Origin of the sequence: uncultured Mucilaginibacter sp., assembly GCF_937859865.1 — a bacterium.
Taxonomy (GTDB): Bacteria; Bacteroidota; Bacteroidia; order Sphingobacteriales; family Sphingobacteriaceae; genus Mucilaginibacter_A.
The window spans coordinates 1-18,151 of sequence record NZ_CALMAT010000039.1; the positions used below are offsets into that span (position 1 = coordinate 1).

The 18,151-nt window shown below is 40.6% G+C and carries 18 protein-coding genes and 1 pseudogene; 4 read left to right on the forward strand and 15 right to left on the reverse strand.

Translation table 11 applies throughout. The features are described 5' to 3' along the window. The 7 genes and pseudogenes from Q0192_RS04540 to Q0192_RS04570 form a co-directional block, all read right to left on the reverse strand. Positions 1–470 (reverse strand): annotated as a pseudogene (locus tag Q0192_RS04540) (aspartate kinase); the annotation flags it as partial. A gap of 221 nt (positions 471–691) precedes the next feature. Beyond that, entirely contained in the window at positions 692–1,240 is a 549-nt protein-coding gene (locus tag Q0192_RS04545) for a hypothetical protein (RefSeq protein WP_299286735.1), read from the reverse strand. A 124-nt stretch (positions 1,241–1,364) separates the two neighbouring features. Next, positions 1,365–1,904: a peptide-methionine (S)-S-oxide reductase MsrA gene (gene msrA, locus Q0192_RS04550; protein WP_299286738.1), complete on the reverse strand. Its 540-nt coding sequence runs from the start codon at positions 1,902–1,904 to the stop codon at positions 1,365–1,367. Positions 1,905–1,978: 74 nt separating this feature from the next. Next, complete coding sequence (locus Q0192_RS04555) at positions 1,979–3,031, reverse strand: hypothetical protein (protein WP_299286740.1); 1,053 nt, start codon at positions 3,029–3,031, stop codon at positions 1,979–1,981. A gap of 207 nt (positions 3,032–3,238) precedes the next feature. Then, the gene (locus Q0192_RS04560) at positions 3,239–4,120 is read right to left on the reverse strand and encodes a class I SAM-dependent methyltransferase (protein ID WP_299286742.1); all 882 of its coding nucleotides are present in this window, start codon (positions 4,118–4,120) and stop codon (positions 3,239–3,241) included. 192 nt (positions 4,121–4,312) lie between these two features. Further along, positions 4,313–5,065 carry an ATP-binding cassette domain-containing protein gene (locus Q0192_RS04565; RefSeq protein ID WP_299286744.1) on the reverse strand — a complete coding sequence of 251 codons (753 nt, stop codon included), beginning with the start codon at positions 5,063–5,065 and terminating at the stop codon, positions 4,313–4,315. After that, positions 5,062–5,796, reverse strand: a complete 735-nt coding sequence (locus tag Q0192_RS04570) for an ABC transporter permease (RefSeq protein ID WP_299286746.1) — start codon at positions 5,794–5,796, stop codon at positions 5,062–5,064. Before Q0192_RS04570 ends, Q0192_RS04565 begins: the two co-directional genes overlap by 4 nt. A gap of 70 nt (positions 5,797–5,866) precedes the next feature. Here Q0192_RS04570 and Q0192_RS04575 point away from each other — a divergent pair, with 70 nt between their 5' ends. The 4 genes from Q0192_RS04575 to Q0192_RS04590 all read left to right on the forward strand — a co-directional run bounded on the left by Q0192_RS04575 (position 5,867) and on the right by Q0192_RS04590 (position 9,566). Continuing rightward, entirely contained in the window at positions 5,867–6,571 is a 705-nt protein-coding gene (locus Q0192_RS04575) for an SDR family oxidoreductase (RefSeq protein ID WP_299286747.1), read from the forward strand. A 14-nt stretch (positions 6,572–6,585) separates the two neighbouring features. After that, positions 6,586–7,101 (forward strand): PspC domain-containing protein, encoded by a 516-nt coding sequence (locus Q0192_RS04580; protein ID WP_299286749.1) that lies wholly within the window; start codon positions 6,586–6,588, stop codon positions 7,099–7,101. A 3-nt stretch (positions 7,102–7,104) separates the two neighbouring features. Continuing rightward, the gene (locus Q0192_RS04585) at positions 7,105–8,088 is read left to right on the forward strand and encodes a DUF5668 domain-containing protein (protein WP_299286751.1); all 984 of its coding nucleotides are present in this window, start codon (positions 7,105–7,107) and stop codon (positions 8,086–8,088) included. A gap of 152 nt (positions 8,089–8,240) precedes the next feature. Further along, positions 8,241–9,566, forward strand: a complete 1,326-nt coding sequence (locus Q0192_RS04590; protein ID WP_299286753.1) for a M23 family metallopeptidase — start codon at positions 8,241–8,243, stop codon at positions 9,564–9,566. 41 nt (positions 9,567–9,607) lie between these two features. Here the strand turns inward: Q0192_RS04590 and Q0192_RS04595 are convergent, their stop codons facing one another. The 8 genes from Q0192_RS04595 to Q0192_RS04630 form a co-directional block, all read right to left on the reverse strand. After that, positions 9,608–10,300 carry an MjaI family restriction endonuclease gene (locus tag Q0192_RS04595; RefSeq protein ID WP_299286754.1) on the reverse strand — a complete coding sequence of 231 codons (693 nt, stop codon included), beginning with the start codon at positions 10,298–10,300 and terminating at the stop codon, positions 9,608–9,610. Further along, on the reverse strand, positions 10,290–10,946 hold the full coding sequence (locus Q0192_RS04600; RefSeq protein ID WP_299286756.1) for an MAE_28990/MAE_18760 family HEPN-like nuclease: 657 nt from the start codon (positions 10,944–10,946) through the stop codon (positions 10,290–10,292). The genes Q0192_RS04595 and Q0192_RS04600 overlap by 11 nt, the downstream gene beginning before the upstream one ends. Next, positions 10,939–12,063 carry a DUF262 domain-containing protein gene (locus Q0192_RS04605; RefSeq protein ID WP_299286758.1) on the reverse strand — a complete coding sequence of 375 codons (1,125 nt, stop codon included), beginning with the start codon at positions 12,061–12,063 and terminating at the stop codon, positions 10,939–10,941. The genes Q0192_RS04600 and Q0192_RS04605 overlap by 8 nt, the downstream gene beginning before the upstream one ends. A 1-nt stretch (position 12,064) precedes the next feature. Then, entirely contained in the window at positions 12,065–13,306 is a 1,242-nt protein-coding gene (locus Q0192_RS04610) for a DNA methyltransferase (RefSeq protein WP_299286761.1), read from the reverse strand. A 161-nt stretch (positions 13,307–13,467) separates the two neighbouring features. Then, positions 13,468–15,012, reverse strand: a complete 1,545-nt coding sequence (locus tag Q0192_RS04615) for a GMC family oxidoreductase (RefSeq protein WP_299286764.1) — start codon at positions 15,010–15,012, stop codon at positions 13,468–13,470. Positions 15,013–15,045: 33 nt separating this feature from the next. After that, a complete protein-coding gene (locus Q0192_RS04620; RefSeq protein ID WP_299286767.1) occupies positions 15,046–15,594 on the reverse strand; it encodes a gluconate 2-dehydrogenase subunit 3 family protein in 549 nt (182 codons plus the stop codon). A gap of 243 nt (positions 15,595–15,837) precedes the next feature. Next, complete coding sequence (locus tag Q0192_RS04625; RefSeq protein WP_299286770.1) at positions 15,838–16,911, reverse strand: hypothetical protein; 1,074 nt, start codon at positions 16,909–16,911, stop codon at positions 15,838–15,840. Between the two features lie 288 nt (positions 16,912–17,199). After that, a partial coding sequence (locus tag Q0192_RS04630; protein ID WP_299286773.1) for an amidase family protein occupies positions 17,200–18,151 on the reverse strand: 952 nt, incomplete at its 5' end.

The window sequence follows — 18,151 nt, forward strand, 5'->3', positions numbered from 1 at the left end:
CCGCTTAAATCAATACAAGTAGCATTGATGCGGTTGTTTTGCAGGATGTTGGTAAAGTTAAAAGCCGAATGCGTTTCGCCGATGGAAGCCAAAATTTCGCGTGCAGCCTGCAAAATCCCTTCCTCGCTTACATAACCCGAAGCCAGAATATTGACCAAGTTTTCTAAATATTTTTGCGCATCGCGGACACGTTTTTCGATAAACTGATCGGCAGCGGCCAAATCCAAACCTAAATCAACATAATTTTTATTAATGGTTTGAAGTTTGATAATCAGGTCGTTCAGTGCAGCATGAAAATCCTGATAATTGGCGATCAAATGGTAAACGCCTGGTTCGCCGGTTTTTTTGTTTTCCAGCAACAAATTGGTAACGCCCGAAAAAGCCGAAACCACAAAAATGCGGTTGTACAACTCATCGCCGGTACGGTTAAACAGGATGATATTTTTAAGCACATCTTTGAGGGACGTCATGGAAGTGCCCCCGATTTTTTCTACAGTTAGCATTCAGATCAATGATTTTTATGCCTTAAAAACAGTATTGCATTTGCTGTTTTACAAGGATTTCAAAGCTATTAAAAAAGCTGAAAAGCAGGTGCGGTTATGTTGGCGGAAATTTTAGTGGTAAAAGAAGTATGCGGGTTTTTTGGTTACAATTAGCTACTATCCATTTACAGAAACTATTAATTCAAAAATCATCTCGGCTTAAAGATAGAAGACCTGTTTTTATAAGGCAAAAAATAATAGGAGGCAGATATCCCGAAGAAGGTTGCCGAAGTTGCCGTATATCTTCCGCTATAATAAAATGTACCGAAGTTGGCATTTAGGTGCAAGCGGTCAGAAGCGGTGTACTCGATACCGGAAGTCAATTCACTCAAAAAATTATTGGGGGCAAAAAAAACATAACCTACGCCCACCGTAAGGGTATTGGTAAACCTGCCTTGCTGAAAAATATTAAGGTTTGGCCTAACTTCGAAATAAAACGATGTATCCCTGCCGTGTATGGGTTCTAAAGTGGTTTTGCCCAGGTCAAGCCCTAAGCTAAACACATTCCATTGTTTGCCTACTTCTACAGATAAATTAGATTTGCCGCCAAGGGTCCCGGCTGTATTGGTAAGCGAGTAATACACTTGGATATAAGTTTGTTTTTTTACTTTACCGGTGTCGGACTGCGCATGGGCTTTGATATTAAAACTGAGGCAAAGGCAAAAAATTATCAGCAAATGAAGGTTTGGTTTGATCATTGAAAGTATTTTTTTCTACAAGCATAAAGAAAGCAAAAAATAATTTCTTTTCTCCAGGACAAAAAAAAGAAGCACTTGCTTTTACACAAATGCTTCTTTTATCCCCTAAAAATTGGTGTCGTTTTTAATAGGCCAAAGTTGTTTTCTCTTTAAATTCTTTGATAAACTTGTTCAGTTTGGGCTGGATCACAAAGGCACAATAAGGCTGGTTGGAATTGTTGTTAAAGTAATTTTGGTGATAGCCTTCTGCTTTGTAAAAAGTTTCGGCCGGAACTACTTGTGTTACAATTTTTTGGTCGAAAATACCTTCCGCATCCAATTGTTTGATCATGGCTTCGGCCTCGGCTTTTTGTTCTTCATCTGCATAAAAAATGACTGAACGGTATTGCGTGCCGCTATCGTTGCCCTGGCGGTTTAAAGTTGTTGGGTTATGTGTTTTGAAAAAGATCAGCAACAATTCATTAAAAGAAATTACTGCCGGGTCGTATTCAACTTCGATCACTTCGGCATGGCCGGTATTGCCGCTGCAAACCTGCTCGTAAGTCGGGTTTTTAACCGCGCCACCCATATAGCCCGAAACGGATTTAATCACGCCTTTTACATTCTGAAAAACAGCTTCGGTGCACCAAAAACACCCTCCGCCAAACGTTGCTTTCTTACTCATGCCTTAACAACGTAAACACCAGGCTTTTGATTTGCGATGCTGTTTTTAATGAGGTAAAATTGACAAAATTATTTTTACTGATACTGGATATAGATCGGTTTTGGTTTCAAGGCAAGCACTTCGCCCGGTGTCATCATATGGTTGGGCGCTTTTTTTAAATCGTTTTTGTAGAACAATTTAAAGCCGGTAAACTGCACAGGTTCTTTGTAGATGTGGTTGCGGTACGTGCCTTTTTTCAGTTCTGGTTCGCCCCAGCCGTCCATGTCCATCACCAGTTGCACTTCTGGGTGCAGTTTGATTTGTTTGTAATTGGTAACCATGTTTTTGGTGAAGCGGTGCACAATCAGGATTTTTGGTGTGAGGTTGTTTTTCTTTACCAAATCGGTTAAGTAGTTGGATGCAAAATTAATATCGTCCGCATCATACGTGCCGATTTTTGTTCCGGGTTTGGCACCGCTTTTCATCGAAAATTCCGGGTCCATTCCAAAATGAACATTTGGCATTTTCAAGTATTTTTCAAACAAAGGCAATTCTGTGCGGATATTGCTCAAAGCAACCTGCACATCCAGAAAAACCAAAGCATCCCGCTTTTTAGCGATGGCCAAAACCGAATCAATCTGTTTAAAAGGCATGCGGTAACGAAACTTTCCGTCGGCGCCACCATCGCCCTGCGCAACAATAGCGATATAATGCAAGGCCGGGATGACAGGCGTGGAAGGATCGGCTTTTTCCCAGTTTTTTACTTCAGAATCCAATTTTCGCAGCATTTCGTTTGGCGGCAGTTCGCCCAAAATCCCCATCCTTTTTGAGTACAAATTTCCGTAAAAAGCAACAATGCGATGCTCAGGCAAAATGGCGCCAGCCAATGGATAAGGCGTGTTTTTTACCGGCCAGTTTCCGGTGGTATCGCCGTTGGCCAGTTTTCTCATCAACGAATCATACTGTTTTGTATCGATTGGTTTTGGCGGCGGCGGTGTTTTTTTTAGGTTTGACGTATCCGCGGCTGCTTGTTTTACACCTGTTTCGGCAAATAGTTTTCCGGCCGTGCTGCTTTCACTGCAATTGGTGAGCATGGTGAGCGATGTACAGGCAAAAGTTAAATGTAATAAGGCTTTTTTAAGGTTCATTTTTGTTTTAAAGATAGCGGTGCTGCAAATAATTCAATACTGTTTTTATCAGCCTGAAATTAACAAGCAATTAAAAATTTCTCATACGTTGGTTGATTACTTTCGGTTCCAAAAATCAAACATAACAATATCAATTAAAAAAACGGGCTTTTCTATCCGTTCATTTTCGGCACGAAAAAGCGGCAATGCTTCTTTTAGCAGCATTTTTTACAGGTTGTTAAACTTGCCGAAAACGCCTAAAGGCAGTTTGCTTCCGGCGGTTGCCTGTAAATAAAGTTCGCCGGTTTCTAAGTTTTTTGCTTTGGGATAAGCGTTACGGATCAGGTTTTCTACAATTACCGAAGAAAAACCAAGCGAATAGGTGTTGAGGATCAAAAAATGTTCCTGCTCGTCCAGCAGTTTTACTACGTCCAGCATCATTTCCAGGATATTGTCTTCCAGTTTCCATTTCTCGCCGTTTGGCCCGTGGCCAAAAGCTGGCGGATCGAGGATGATGCCGTTGTATTTGTTGCCCCGTTTCAGTTCGCGTTTTACAAATTTCAGCGCATCTTCCACCACCCAGCGAATGTTGTTTAGCCCGGATAATTGCATATTTTCATTCGCCCAGGTAACCACTTGTTTGATCGAATCCACATGCGTAACTTCTGCACCGGCAGCACGCGCAATCAGCGAAGCCGCACCAGTATAAGCAAACAGGTTTAAAAATTTAGGCTGCGGTGTTTTTAGTTTTTTAATGTTGGCAGAAATATAATCCCAGTTTACCGCTTGCTCAGGGAAAACGCCAACGTGTTTAAAAGAAGTTAGTCCAAGACGTAGTTTGATGGAAACTTCCGGGTTTTGGTATTCGATGTGCCAACGGTCGGGTGTGGCCTGGTTCTTTTTCAACCATTCGCCCGAAGTTGCCGAACGGCCTTTAAAACGGATATGATGCTGTTTTTGCCACTCATTTTCTGGTAAGCTTTTGCCCCAAACGGCTTGCGGTTCAGGCCGGATTAAAACCAGGTTGCCAAAACGTTCCAGTTTTTCAAAGTTGCCGCAATCAATCAGTTCGTAATCTTTCCAATGTTGTGGGGTAAGGAGTTGGATCATTTTTGTTTAGCTGTCAGCTATCAGCCATCAGCTTTCAGTGCTTTTCTATCGCCATTGCAGTGGCTGATGGCTGAAAACTGACTGCTAACCGCTCTTTTATAATTTATTTAGCTATTAGCAATCAATTTTCAGCGGTTTTCTATCGTCAACTTGCATTGACTGATTGCTGAAAGCTGATGGCTAACCGCTCTTTTACAACTTTTCCTTTGCTGCCTGCATAAATTTGCTGGCAAATACAAAACTGTTCAGTTCAGGGTTATCCGTGTGGGCAATTTCTTTGTTGGAGCCTTGCCACCATTTTTCGCCGTTGTGCAAAAACAAAATATTATCGCCAATGCCCATTACCGAGTTCATATCGTGGGTTACAACAACAGTGGTGATGTTGTTTTCTTCGGTGATGTCTTTAATCAGTTCATCAATTACGATAGAAGTTTTTGGGTCCAAGCCGGAGTTCGGTTCATCACAAAACAAATATTTGGGCTGCATGGTGATGGCGCGGGCAATGCCGACCCGTTTTTTCATCCCGCCCGAAAGCTCGGATGGAAAAAGTTTGTTGGTGTTTTTAAGGTTCACTTTGTCGAGGCAATAATTAGCGCGGTCCCTTTTTTCTGACAACGACATTTCAGTGAATAAATTCAATGGAAAAATGATATTTTCTTCCACCGTCATCGAATCAAACAAAGCCGAATTTTGAAATAACATGCCAATTTCTTTACGGATCGGGATGCGCTGCTCGAAATCCATTGCCGTAAAATTTTGGTTGCTGTACAACACTTCGCCTTTTTCGGGTTCGTGCAAACCTACAATACATTTTAGCAAGGTTGTTTTCCCGGAACCCGAGCCGCCAATGATCAGGTTGCTCATGCCTTGGTTAAAAACAGCAGAAATACCTTTTAAAACCTGCTTATCGCCAAAACTTTTATTAATATCTTTAATCTCAATCATAACATCAACTGGGCTATCAAATAATCGGCACAAAGGATAATGATACAGCTCATTACCACGCCGCGTGTGCTGGCCTGCCCAACTTCCAGCGCACCACCCGAAGTATAATAACCCTGATAAGCCGAAACGCTGGTGATGATAAACGCAAAAACCAAGGCTTTGATCAGCGCGATACGGGCAAAAAGCGGGTTAAAATCGGTTGTTAAACCAATGATAAAATCGTTTGAAGAAACCGCTCCGGAGGCAGAACCGGCAATATAACCGCCAAATAACGATAGGCAAATGGAAAGAATAATTAGCAGCGGAAACATAGTGACGCCACCAATTATTTTCGGCAAAATCAAGTAGCCCGGCGCATTTACGCCCATAATTTCCAGCGCGTCAATCTGTTCGGTTACGCGCATCGTCCCGATTTGTGAGGCAATACTCGAACCAACCCGGCCGGCCAAAACCAAAGAAGTAATCGTCGGGCTGAATTCTAAAATGGCCGAATCCCGCGTAATTCCGCCAATAATTGAACGCGGAATTAAATTACTAACCAATTGAAACGCTGTTTGCACGGTAGAAACGCCCCCGATAAAAACCGAAATGATACAAACAATGCCCAGCGAACCAATGCCGATGGAAACCATTTCGCGCATAATTTCGCTCCAGTAAACCTTAAATTTTTCCGGCTTTTTAAAGCTTGCCTGCAGCAATAATATATACTTCCCTAAGTGGTGAAAAATCATCCTTTAAATTTTTTTAAAAATACATTTTTTCAATTTAAGTGCCGATGCTGTTTTTAAGCTAATTTTATCCATGCAAAACGCACTGATAACAGGCGCCACCAAAGGCATCGGACTGGCAATTGCCAAAGCACTGGCCAAAGAAGGTATTAACCTGGCAATTTGTTCCAGGAACGACAAAGAATTATTGCAGGTAAAAGAAGCATTGCTGCAAATCAATCCGCAAATTAAAGTTTTTATTCGTTCTACTGATTGCAGTTTGCGCGATGAAGTTTGCCAGTTTGCTGCCGAAGCGGAACAAGAACTTCAATCCATCCAAATCATTATTAACAATGTTGGCGCATTTTTTCCGGCAAGTATTTTGGAGGAAGAAGAAAACAACCTGCAAAAACAGTTGGATTTAAACCTGATGGCTGGCTACGAATTGTACCGTTTCTTCGGAAAAAAACTGATGGCTGCAAAGCATGGACACATCTTTAACATCTGCTCGGTTGCCGGCAAACAAGTTGTTGCAAATGCCGGAAGTTATTCTGTAACAAAGTTTGCACAGCGCGGTCTTAATGATGTTATGCGCGAAGAAATGAAAGCTTATCAGGTAAAAGTAACGGCGGTTTTTCCGGGGTCAACGTTGACGGATTCCTGGAACGGGACAACAATTACAACCGAAAAATTTATCTTGCCCCAAGATGTTGCTGCAGCAATAATCACTTGTTTAAAGATGAGTGCCGGGGCCAATGTTGATGAGCTGATTATCCAAACCACAACAAAAGAAATTTAAAATTATAAAAGATCATGGAAAAGAAATTGTACCGCGACGAAAACCGGAAAGTAATAGCAGGCGTTTGCGCCGGCCTGGCCGATTATTTTAGTATTGATGTAACCATTGTGCGCTTAATTTTTGTGTTAACGTTGATTTATCATGGTGGCGGCACGCTGGCCTACATTGTTTTGTGGATTGTGATGCCCCGCAGAAACACCATTTTGAACGAGCCTTTGGTTGACTATACCGTGCATGATGAAAGCCGTCCTTTTCAATCTGCCAATCAAAATTTTAGGGTAAACAACAATAAAAATGTGGCCCAAATTGGCGGCATTGTACTGATTTTGCTGGGCGTTTTTTTCCTGCTGGATCAGTTAGACATCATTCCGTACTGGTTCAATTTCGAGCAGTTTTGGCCGATTATTTTGGTGGTGATTGGTTTGGTGCTTATCTTTCGCGCTAAAAATAAAACCATCGAACCGGAAACAACGGCCAAAAAAGAAGACTGGTCTGGCATCAACCCAAACGATAATTCTAATAATATTTAAACCATGAAACGCGACCGATTATTTACCGGTATGTTGCTGCTGTGCATCGGCATACTGTTTTTACTGGATAATTTTAATGTGATCAACTTTCACTGGAGCAATATTTTAAGCTTGTGGCCGCTGCTGCTAATTGTATCAGGCGTAAATTTGGTTACTTCACATTATAATTCTACGGGCATTACAACACTTCGCGCCTTAATTTTTGCTGCGGTGCTGGGCATTGTTGCTTACCGCGGCCTGCAACCGCCAAACCATCATTTTTTTGGCCGCCAGTTTGGCAACCATTTTTTTAACGGCGATAACGATTTCAATATTGATGACGACGATGACAACGAGAAAGGCGTAATGAAGTTAGAAGGCAGCCGAACGTATAACGAACCCTATTCTGCGGCGGTAAAAACAGTATCGCTAAACATCAAAGGCGGCGGCGCAACGTATGTTTTGCAAGATACTACGAACCAACTTTTTAGCGCCAGCACCCACGAAATGTCAGGCAAGTTCAACTTTAATACGATGGCAACGGATTCTGGCAAAACCATCAATTTTAACACCAGCAGTTCGCGCAATTCCATCAATTGGGACAACGATGATAAAGGCAACCAGGCCAACATCAAACTGAACATAAACCCGGTTTGGGATATTGATATTGCTTCGGGGGCCAGCAAAATGGATTTGGACCTGAGCAAATTTAAAGTGCGTAAACTATTGGTAAAAGGCGGCGCAACTTCGATGGATTTAAAGTTAGGGCAACCAATGGCTGTGATGAATGTGGATGTTTCTACCGGCGTTTCGGAAGTGAACATCAGCGTGCCAAGCAATGCGGCCTGCCATATCATCAGCAAAACCGGTTTGTCTTCCAAATCTTTTGATGGTTTTGAATCCAAAAGCGACAACGAATACCAAACCGCCGGGTTTGACAATGCGCCCCGGAAAATCTACCTCAATTTAAAAGGCGGCATTTCTGATTTTAATGTGAAGCGGTACTAACCAAGCCACATTTAGTTTGAGGGATACTGTTTTTATCGGTATAAAAACAGTATCCCTTTTTTCGTTTTTGTTATCGAAGGGCTAAACCTTTACAAGGATGACAACAAACATTCGTTCTTTTTCAAGGTTAAAATCAAGGAGCAATAATGTTTATGAAACCCATTTCCCAACCCAAAACCCAAAGCCTGTTTGGGATGCTTCTTTTATCGGTGTTTTTTTCGTGCAACAGCATTGGCCCAGCGGGTTTGTTTAAAAAGATGTCGCCGCATGATACGTACGGCAACCGTTTAAAAACAGCAGGTTTACAGCAAACCGCGATGGGAAACGAATGGCTGCAAACGGCAGACCAGAGTTTGGGTAAAGCAACGCACATCACTGTTCCATATAAAGAAACCGGTTTTTTTGCTGCCGAAAAAATACGGGCGGCCACGTTTCAGTTTGAAGGCAAAAGAGGGGAGAAGCTGTACATCAGCCTCAGCAAAAACCCGGCACAAAATTTTACTGTTTTTATGGATGTGTGGCAGCAAAACGGCCAGCAAAACCAGTTGCTGGCTTCGGCAGATACCACCGGTAAACCATTGGTGGTAGAAGTGAAACAGGCGGGAACTTATTTGCTCCGTTTGCAACCCGAATTGTTGCGCAGCGGCGAATATACGTTGACCATTCAATCCGGCCCGGCCTTGGCTTTTCCGGTTGCGGCTTCGGGCAAGCCCAATATCGGCAGTTTTTTTGGTGCCGAGCGTGATGCCGGTATCCGCAAACATGAAGGCATTGATATTTTCGCCAAAAAAGGAACACCGGCTTTGGCCGCGGCAAACGGAATTGCACAGCCAGGACAAAATAAATTGGGCGGAAAAGTGGTTTTCCTTCACCCGGATGATGCCGATTACACGTTGTATTATGCGCATTTGGATTCGCAGTTGGTGCACAACGGGCAGCATGTTAATGTTGGCGACACGGTTGGTTTGGTTGGCAATACCGGCAATGCACGCACTACACCATCGCACCTGCATTTTGGCATTTATACCAATGGCGGCGCGGTCAATCCGCTTACGTTTGTTGCGCCCATTACCAAAAAACCCGAACCGGTTACCGCTTCACTTAAAAACCTGAATGCAACGGTGCGCACCAACAACCGCAACAGTAAACTATTAACAGAGCCCACCGAAAAAGCATCGGTAAAAGAAGCATTACCCGAAGCAACGGCTTTGCATGTTGAAGCCGCAACCGGCAATTATTATAAAGTAACTTTGCCAGATGGAAGTTCGGGCTACTTAAACAGCAAAACAGTTACTGCCGTAGAAGTGCCGTTGAGAAAATTAACGCCAAAAGCAGCCGAAGCTTTGTATGCGCAACCGGATACCATTTCTCCCCGAAAAACCATTTTGGCCGCCGGAAAACCAGTTAACGTATTGGGCAGTTTTGAAAGTTTTTATTTGGTGGAAGCTGGCGGGGAAACGGGTTGGGTGAAGAAGTAGGGTTGCTGCTGTTTAGCCTAAAGGGAGAAATCTTTGTTCAACTATTTTGTTGAAAGCCGCTCTACTTCAGCAGCAATTTGTGCTTCAACTTCTTCATTTTTGATTTTATCATCCAAGCTAATTACGATAAAAACATTACCGCCATATTGTTTCATAAAATTCTTAAAGCTGTTTTGCATTCTTTCTGAAGCGGAATAATTACCAAAATTAGCTCTTGTTGTTACTGGTTTGATTTGTAAACCAAAAGCTTTATCGCCAACCCAACCTAAATAATCAATATCACCGGCATGATCTAAAACAGGATCGCTTTCTTCAAATTTAACTTGTGGAAATTTTTTAATTAAGTTATCATGCACTACAGATTTTTCCCGGATAAAACCATCATAAGTTCTGTTTATTGTTAAGTTAACAATATAATCTATACAATCTTGTAAGGTTAGTTGGTTAAAAGCTTCTGTCCATTCAGGAATAACTATTTCTTTAATTTTTACATACAGCCTTTCTCCTAATTCTTCTAAACTTTGAGGAGAAACTTTAGAAGAATTTTTACCATCAGTATGAGCATTTTCAAAATACCATTGCTGCCAGTCTTCAAAGTTTTTAGGCTGGCATTCCCGTATCAATGCCATAACAGCACCTACTTTATTTGGTCTTGAAAGTTGATAAGTTTGTGTAGCGTAGTTTAGGACTTTCTCTTTTTTACCAAACTCTTTTGAATAACGTTTAATAGGCATAATTAATATTATAACTTATGGTAGAAACACTATTCTCAATATCATTTTTAAATTCTTCCATTATAGGAAATACTAAATTATAGGTATCAATACTATCTTCTGGATTTATAGGCTTTAACTCACCGTGAGCTATTTCATTTCTTACTCTTACTAGTTTCTCATCAATTATTCCTTTTTTTAAAGAATATTTATCAGCATCTAATCCAATTATTAGACATATTTCTTGAAGTGTTTCAGTATTAAGTTTTGAATAAGTAGCGATCGAATAACCATAAGGAATAATTGCTTTTTGATCCATGTTTGAAAGTAACTCTTTAATAGCAGTTATTTTTAGAGCAACATGAGATTCTACGTAATCTGATATTTTTTGTAAATTACTAATAGCTAACAAACCATATTTCAAATCTCTATATCTTAAGTTTTGATGAGATATAAACTGAAGATAACATTCGCTAGAATATTTAATAAAGCCCTCCCAGTGGGCATATAGAAAAACAATTAAGTTTTTAGCATACACTTTTCCTTCCGGCTTTTTTAAATTGTTATCAACTAAACTCTTTATAGTCTTCAACTCATCCCGCCTAAAAATAAAATCATTATTAAGATTATCTTGTAATTCTGATGTATTTCTATTATTCTTACTCATTTATAGAAAAGTAAACCTTACTAAAAGGCACTAATTTTTTAATTCTTATTTCTGTATTTGTTCCAATACCTCTTGCTTTTTTGAAGTCATCTTGACCTTCTAAATTATCTATTTTTGATAAAATAAATTCAATGTCATCTTCTGAATAATTGTCTATATTGAAATACAGTCCAATCGCTATAGCTTCGTAATACGACTCTAAAAATTGCTGTCCGCTACTCCCTGTACTTCTTTTAAAAATTTCTGCGCCCTTAGCTTTATATAATATATCAAAGGTTTTTTCAAATTTTAGCTTTTCGCTTTCTAAACTAAATTCTCCATTTTCAATTTTATCTAATAAAGAACCATCTTCAGAATAAAATATTGAATCATCCAAATAATCGTCAACTTTCTTGAATTTAGATTTTAGATCATACATAGGAAAAACAAAAAGTCTAAGTATTAATTCTTTATCATACTGTTCTTTTAACCATCTGTCCTCTAAACCGGAAATACAATTTCTGAAATTAGAATATTCAGAAAGAGATTTCAACCAATCAAAAATTCTTTCATCATACATAATCAAAAGTGCATTTCTGTATTCCTGCCCTGATAAAATCGAAGGTTTTTGGTTTAACCTTTGAAATAATTCAAACTTTGCTTTTGATTTTTCCAATGAAACATCTTTTATGATCTTAACTTCCATTTTAGTTTTTTTAAAGTCAAATTGGATTTCATCATTAAAATCAGACCATTGCATGGATTCCAATGCTTTGATAGTTTTTGTTCCTTTTAATACGGTTGGAGGAAATGAATTTCCTTCTTTGTCTTTTAGCTCAGATATTCCAGTAAATAAAAATATAGTTGATAATCTTTGAAGTCCATCAATTACTTCCCATTTCTTCTTATCTTGAAATATAAAAATTGATGGTAATGGAATTTGTAATAGGATTGATTCAATAAATCTAGATTGTTGTAAGTCAGACCACCTAAACTCTCTTTGATATTTTGGATTAACTATTAATTCCTTGTCTCTATACATATTCATAAATTCACCTATAGACATTGAATAAGAGTCTGTTATATAGCCTCTTTGGCTAATAGATAATTGTTCTAACAATTGATCTTTTTGATCCATATTACTTATGGTGAAGAGTTATAAATTTGTTTTTATATTTAAAGTTAAAAGTATCATCTACTTGCACTAATCCATTCTTTATTAAATGTGCATTAATAAAAGTTTTATTTTCCAAGTATAAGTAACACATCAAATTATTCTCACTGTCATATTTTTCGGTATCATAACGAAGAAAAACCTTTTTACCTTTTATTTTGTCAATTAAAAAAGAAGTTGCTTTTCCATTGATAATTGGATCTTCTTTTATGCCGATAAGCTTTACAATTAACCCGTTGTTAAGTAATACTTTTTCAGGGCTTATTACTTCTTTTACTGTATAAAAATCTTCACGTTTTGTTGAGCTGTCTTTATCAATCTTAGAACCATATTGTAGTTTCTTTAGATCAACCTTTTTATCTAAAGTATGTGGGTCCTTAAATAGGTAAGGTAATTTTTGAATTTCGGCATCAAAATCTACAATCGATTTTTGTTTAATAAACTTGTATGAAGTTCCATCCATATCTGTTTGTTGGCTTCCTAATTTTTCTTGAATAATAGGAATAAACTCGGCATTGATTTCATAGCCAACAGAATTACGATCAAGCTTTTTTGCTGCAAGTGAAGTTGTGCCGCTTCCTGCAAAGGGATCAAGTACGGTTTCTCCAACAAAAGAAAACATCTTAATCAGCCGTTTGGGCAATTCTTCCGGGAACATGGCAATATGATTGTTCTGGCGCGCGCCTGCAAAATTCCAGTGACTGGCAAAGTTTGTATTCCATTCCTCGTTTGTCATTTTTGATAATTCTTTCTGTTCTTTAGTTGGTTTAGGTGCGTCTCCTAATTTCTTAAAAACCAAAATAAATTCATAATCAATTTTCAAAATTCCGTTTCGCGGATAAGGATATGATCCCATCTGTACACCACCACCGGTTGTATTAGACGTAGTTACTTTTTGCCAGATAATAGCTCCCATATAATCAAAGCCAACATTCTCGCAAAACTTAATAATTTCTTCCCGGATTGGAATTACTTTATATCGGCCGTAATAAACGGCTCTGGCAAATTGGTCGCCAATGTTTACACACAAACGGCAACCATTATGTAAAACACGGTAACATTCTTTCCAAACTAAGTTTAAGTTGTTAATATAATCTTCGTAGCTGTGATGATAACCAATTTGAGTATCAGTACCATAATCTTTAAGCTGCCAGTAAGGAGGAGAAGTAATAGCAAGATGCACAGTTTGATCAGCAATTTCGCCCATTGATCTGCTATCTCCATTAATTATTTTATGATGAGTCGCCAAAGTTTTAGTTTATACACAAACTTAACTAAACTTTGCAATTGTTACTCCTAATTTTGCTACCGCATCAACTACACCAAAAAAACACCGATAAAAGAAGCATCCAACCCAAGCCTTCAAAATCAACCCAACCCTTTCAAAAAAGCATCCGCAATCCGATAAGCTAAAGCCATAATCGTAAGCGAAGGATTGGCGCTTAAAGCACTCGGAAAAATGGAGTTATCGGCAATGTACAGATTTGGAATATCAAAAGACTGGCCGTTTTTATCAACTACGTTTCTCTCCGGATCGTTGCCCATGCGGCACGTGCCGATGGTGTGCGCGTTGCGGTCCATCGTCCATAAATGGTTTGCACCGGCGTTTTTCCAAATGTCTTCCATCACTTTTTTGGCGTGGGCCATCATCCGGGTTTCGTTTTCGCCGTTGGTAAAATGGATGCGCGGTTTTGGCAAACCTATATCGTCCGGCTCGTCCGAAAGTTCTAAATAATTGTGTTCGTAGGGCAGGCAATCGCCTTGCATGTTGATACCGGCCACATTTTTGTAAGCTTTCATCCGCTCGCGCAATTCCTCGCCCCAAATACCGGTTGCCCTAACCAATTGCGAAGCATAAGTTACCGGCATTACACCGATGGACTGGATCAGATAGCCGCCTGCAAAATCAGCGTCCGCCGGGCGGTGCATATCTTCGGAAATCAAACCGCCGGGAATACCAATCCAAGGGTTGAGCAGTTCGTCAAATTCGCCCCAAACCTGCAAACCGGTGTGCGCCATAAAGTTTTTGCCCACTTGCCCGCTGCTGTTGGCCAAACCGTTGATCAACAATAAACGTGGTGTTTCAACGGCCCCGGCACAAAGGAAAACGTTTTTGCAAAGCTGTTTTTCTTCTTTGCCGTCTTTGCGGTAAACTACAGCTTCAATTTTGCCCGATTTATTTTTGATGATTTCGGTAACAAAAGCGTTCGGCCTTACTTCGGCACCAACATGGATGGCCACCAGAACCAGCGTAACATCCATACTTGCTTTGGCGCCCGTGGTGCAACCAGCCTGGCAAAAGCCGCGGTTGGTGCAGGCATTGCGCCAGCCAATATGCTCTTGAAAATAAGTAGCCGACAAAGCCGCATTTGCCGCAGGGGAAGTTTTAATATGGAGTGGTTTGCAGCCACGTTCCATCAACTGCGCGGCCGTATTTAAAGCCAATGGCGGAAGCGGGTAAGACGTTTTTCGCGTTGGCCCCCAAGGATAAACGGCCGGGCCGGAAATGCCGAGGTTGTGCTCCAGTTCATCGTAATAAGCTTCCAAATCCTCGTATTGCAACGGCCAGTCTTCTCCCAAACCAAAATCAGTTTTCAGGTTGAAGTCATCGGGCTGCGGCCGGGGTGTATAAGCCGTGTAGTGCAAAGTGGAACCGCCCACGCCAATACCCGAATTATTGCGGCCAAAAGCAAGCGGATCTTTGCCGGCACTCAGCCTTTCGTGCGGCCAAAAAAGCTTGTTTTGGTCAATTTCATCGGTCGAAAAATCGGCAGCCGGATTCCAGTAATTGCCTGCTTCCAGCGCAACAACCTTTAAACCGGCTTTGGCCAAACGTGCCATGAGAGGCGCACCGCCGGCACCTGTCCCGATAATGACAGCATCAACGGTTTCATTGGTTGGGTAACAACGCATAAATAGGTGGGCTAAAAAGCGTAAAAGTTTAAGCTAAAGTATGGGCACTTGCCAGCCCTGGGCATCGGCAAAGCCCGTGTAATTAATTTCCTGCTGTGCGGCAGGATGGCTGTAAAAATGTTCGGTGGTTTCGGTCAGCATCAGTTCAAAAAACCGGGTTGGTGGAAATGTTTTCCAGGTTTCGCCCGGCGCGTTTCCCTGCTGTATTGTTTTTAGCAGGTTGTTTTTTTCCTCGCGGGAGAGATCGGCAAAATTTTTATGATGTAAAAGAAGCACGCTTTCGTTGATGCCTTTTAAACCGATCTGGTACGCCGTTCCATCTGCCGGAAGCTCATCAAAGCGCCAACCCGGCCCGGTTTGTGCCGCCAGCCGGTTATCCATCATTGTTGCTACATCGGCCAAACGTGCTTCGGCTGGTTGCGCCACCAAACAATCGGTCACGGCACGCAGCAAAGCAAATTCTTCTGCCGTAAAAAAAGCAGGCGAATCGGTTGTTTCAGTAAGGCGGTTTAGTAAAACTTTGCGTGTAGGTTCGGTAACCCTATCAGAATTTAGGAGGGCAAAAAAAGTATCGGCGATCATGTTTTTGTAAAAATAGACTGGATTTGTGCGGGATATATTTTTGATGATTACGTCGGTTCGAGCCAAATTGATAAAGCTGCTTCTGTATTCTTTTCCAAAATGTCAACCAAACAGCCAACATAGTCGGCGCTGCTATTGTTTGTTTAAACGTTTATAAAAAGAAGATGCGCTCGGTTTTATGTTGATGTTGGCAATGCTTCTTTTATCTAGTAAAATTTGGCGTGGTTGCGGCAGCTATAACTATTACTGATATAACGATTCATGATTAATAAGTACATAATTGCCCACAACATCAAAGTCCATTGTATAATTGTCTGGCTTTGGAATTTTACTTTCTATTTTTCCAGTAAATTTGTTTACAATCAGATAAAACTTTACACCTGGAGTGCTGGCAATAACGTAGTTTTTATAGAACTCCCAATATCCTGCATTTTTAATCTGCCAAATCTTCTTGCCCGTGTTTAGATCAATGCAAACTAATGTATATTGATTGTCGAGATATAGCCTACTATTTTCGACTGTAAAACGAGGATTGTTTCTGAAATAACCGCCCCATAAAAACTTCCCTCTAATAGAACCTGTATTCAGGTCAAGCCTGTAACACGCATCGCCTTGCGGAATTATGGCCTCATTGTTATCACTGTACAGCTGGTCTCGTGGCATGTAGTCCTTTGCGTAAACATAGGTTATAGAATGATCCAAAATCCTGATCCATTTTTGTTTGAGCTTGTCCAAGTCGAAGCAGACAATATTGGTGTACACACTTCTTTTAACTGTGTCTGACACAGTTTCTGTAAATACTAGTTTGTTGCCCAATACGCCATTCATCCCATTGTTCACAATTTCAGTGTACCAGTATTTCCATAGGAGTTTCTGGCTTTTAATGTCGAATACATAAATTCCGTTCATACTGGTAATAACGGCCATATTTTTATAAAGCATGACCTTGTTAGCATAAGACAGCGTGTCCTCATATTTTCTGAAATATTCATTTAGGTTCTCGTCAAGGTCTAACGTCTGCATGGTGCTTCTTCCAAACCTGCCAAAATATAACCTTTCGTTTTTGAAAGCGTCAATTGGAGAAATACTTGGGTCCCTTAAAGAATCATTACCGGTTACTACTTTGAACTTTAAGTTTTTGATGCTTTGGACAAAGTAATGTGCCTTGTTATCAACAACTCCTGTATGGAACCCGACAATGGTATCATTGTAAATCCGAAAGTACGGACTGGCGTATTCAGGGTCAGTATTGATAAACTTTAAGTGCAGCGCACTTGCCATGCTGCCTGCAAACTCCCGCTTTTCTCTCTGACTCACATGCTTTAAGCAGGAGGTTAAAGCGATAATAAACAACAATCCTAATACTATATGTTTTCTCATTTTTCCTGCCAAAGTTCGATTTACAGAGCTTATACTGTTGGTTGTTAAGATTAGTTTTGAGGGGAACAAAAAATCCCGAAATGGTTTTAACCAACCCGGGATGATGCTTTTTTTATGAGGTTAAAATTCAAAGTCTAATATCAAATGTAAAAATTTGATAAGATAATTGGCAAACAAGCAATTATCTTATTAAAATTTTACAATGCTTCTTTTATCGGTATATTTTTAGTGCTTTCCCTTCAAATCTCCAAACCCTTCCGGTGCTTTGCGGTGCTTCGTCGCCTGCTCGTAAGCGTAAGTGTATTTAATCAAGGTCGGCTCGTCAAACGTCCTACCCAAAAATTGTAAACCAGCCGGAAGATTATCATCAATAAAACCCATCGGAATGGTAAAAGCAGGCTGGCCAGTCCGCGGTGCAATGATCTGGCTATTATCGCCTTTGTAACCTGCAAAATCACCAATTTTTGCAGGAGGATAATTCCAGGTTGGATAAATGATCGCGCCTAAATGCTGTTCGTTCATCACTTTTTCAATCGCATTACGAAAAGCAATTCGCCGCGTGTCGTGGTACGCGTCCTGTAAATCTTGCGGGTTCGCCTTGCCCGCGCTCTGGTAATATTCCATGTTCGGTTTAATGTAATTGGCAAACTTCCCCGAAGCAATAATTTCGTTTAGGTTTTTTACCGGCGCTTTGCTGCCCAACGATGCAAGGTAAGCGTTGATGTCTTCGCGAAAAGTAGAACCCCAGTTTTGGCGTGCCAATTTATTAAAATTAGGAATATCCAAAGGATCAACGATGACTGCACCTGCTTTTTTTAGATCGGCAATGGCTTGTTTAAACAAAGCTTTTACCTGCGGATCGATATTGCGGTCGCTTAAAATTCTTAACACACCAATGCGTGCTCCTTTTAGCCCGTCTTTTTTTAAGTATTGCTGATAGTTGGCGGGGATTTTTCCTTTCGATTGTACCGTCGTCGAATCTTTAGGATCATAACCGGCAACGGCTTGCAAAATCTTCGTCGCATCAGTTACTGAGCGGCAAATCGGACCACCCGTATCGTTATTTAAAAACAGCGGGATGATGCCGCTTCGGCTGCATAAACCTAAAGTCGGCCTGAAACCAACCAGATCATTATGCGAAGAAGGGCCGCGGATAGAATTTCCGGTATCCGTGCCC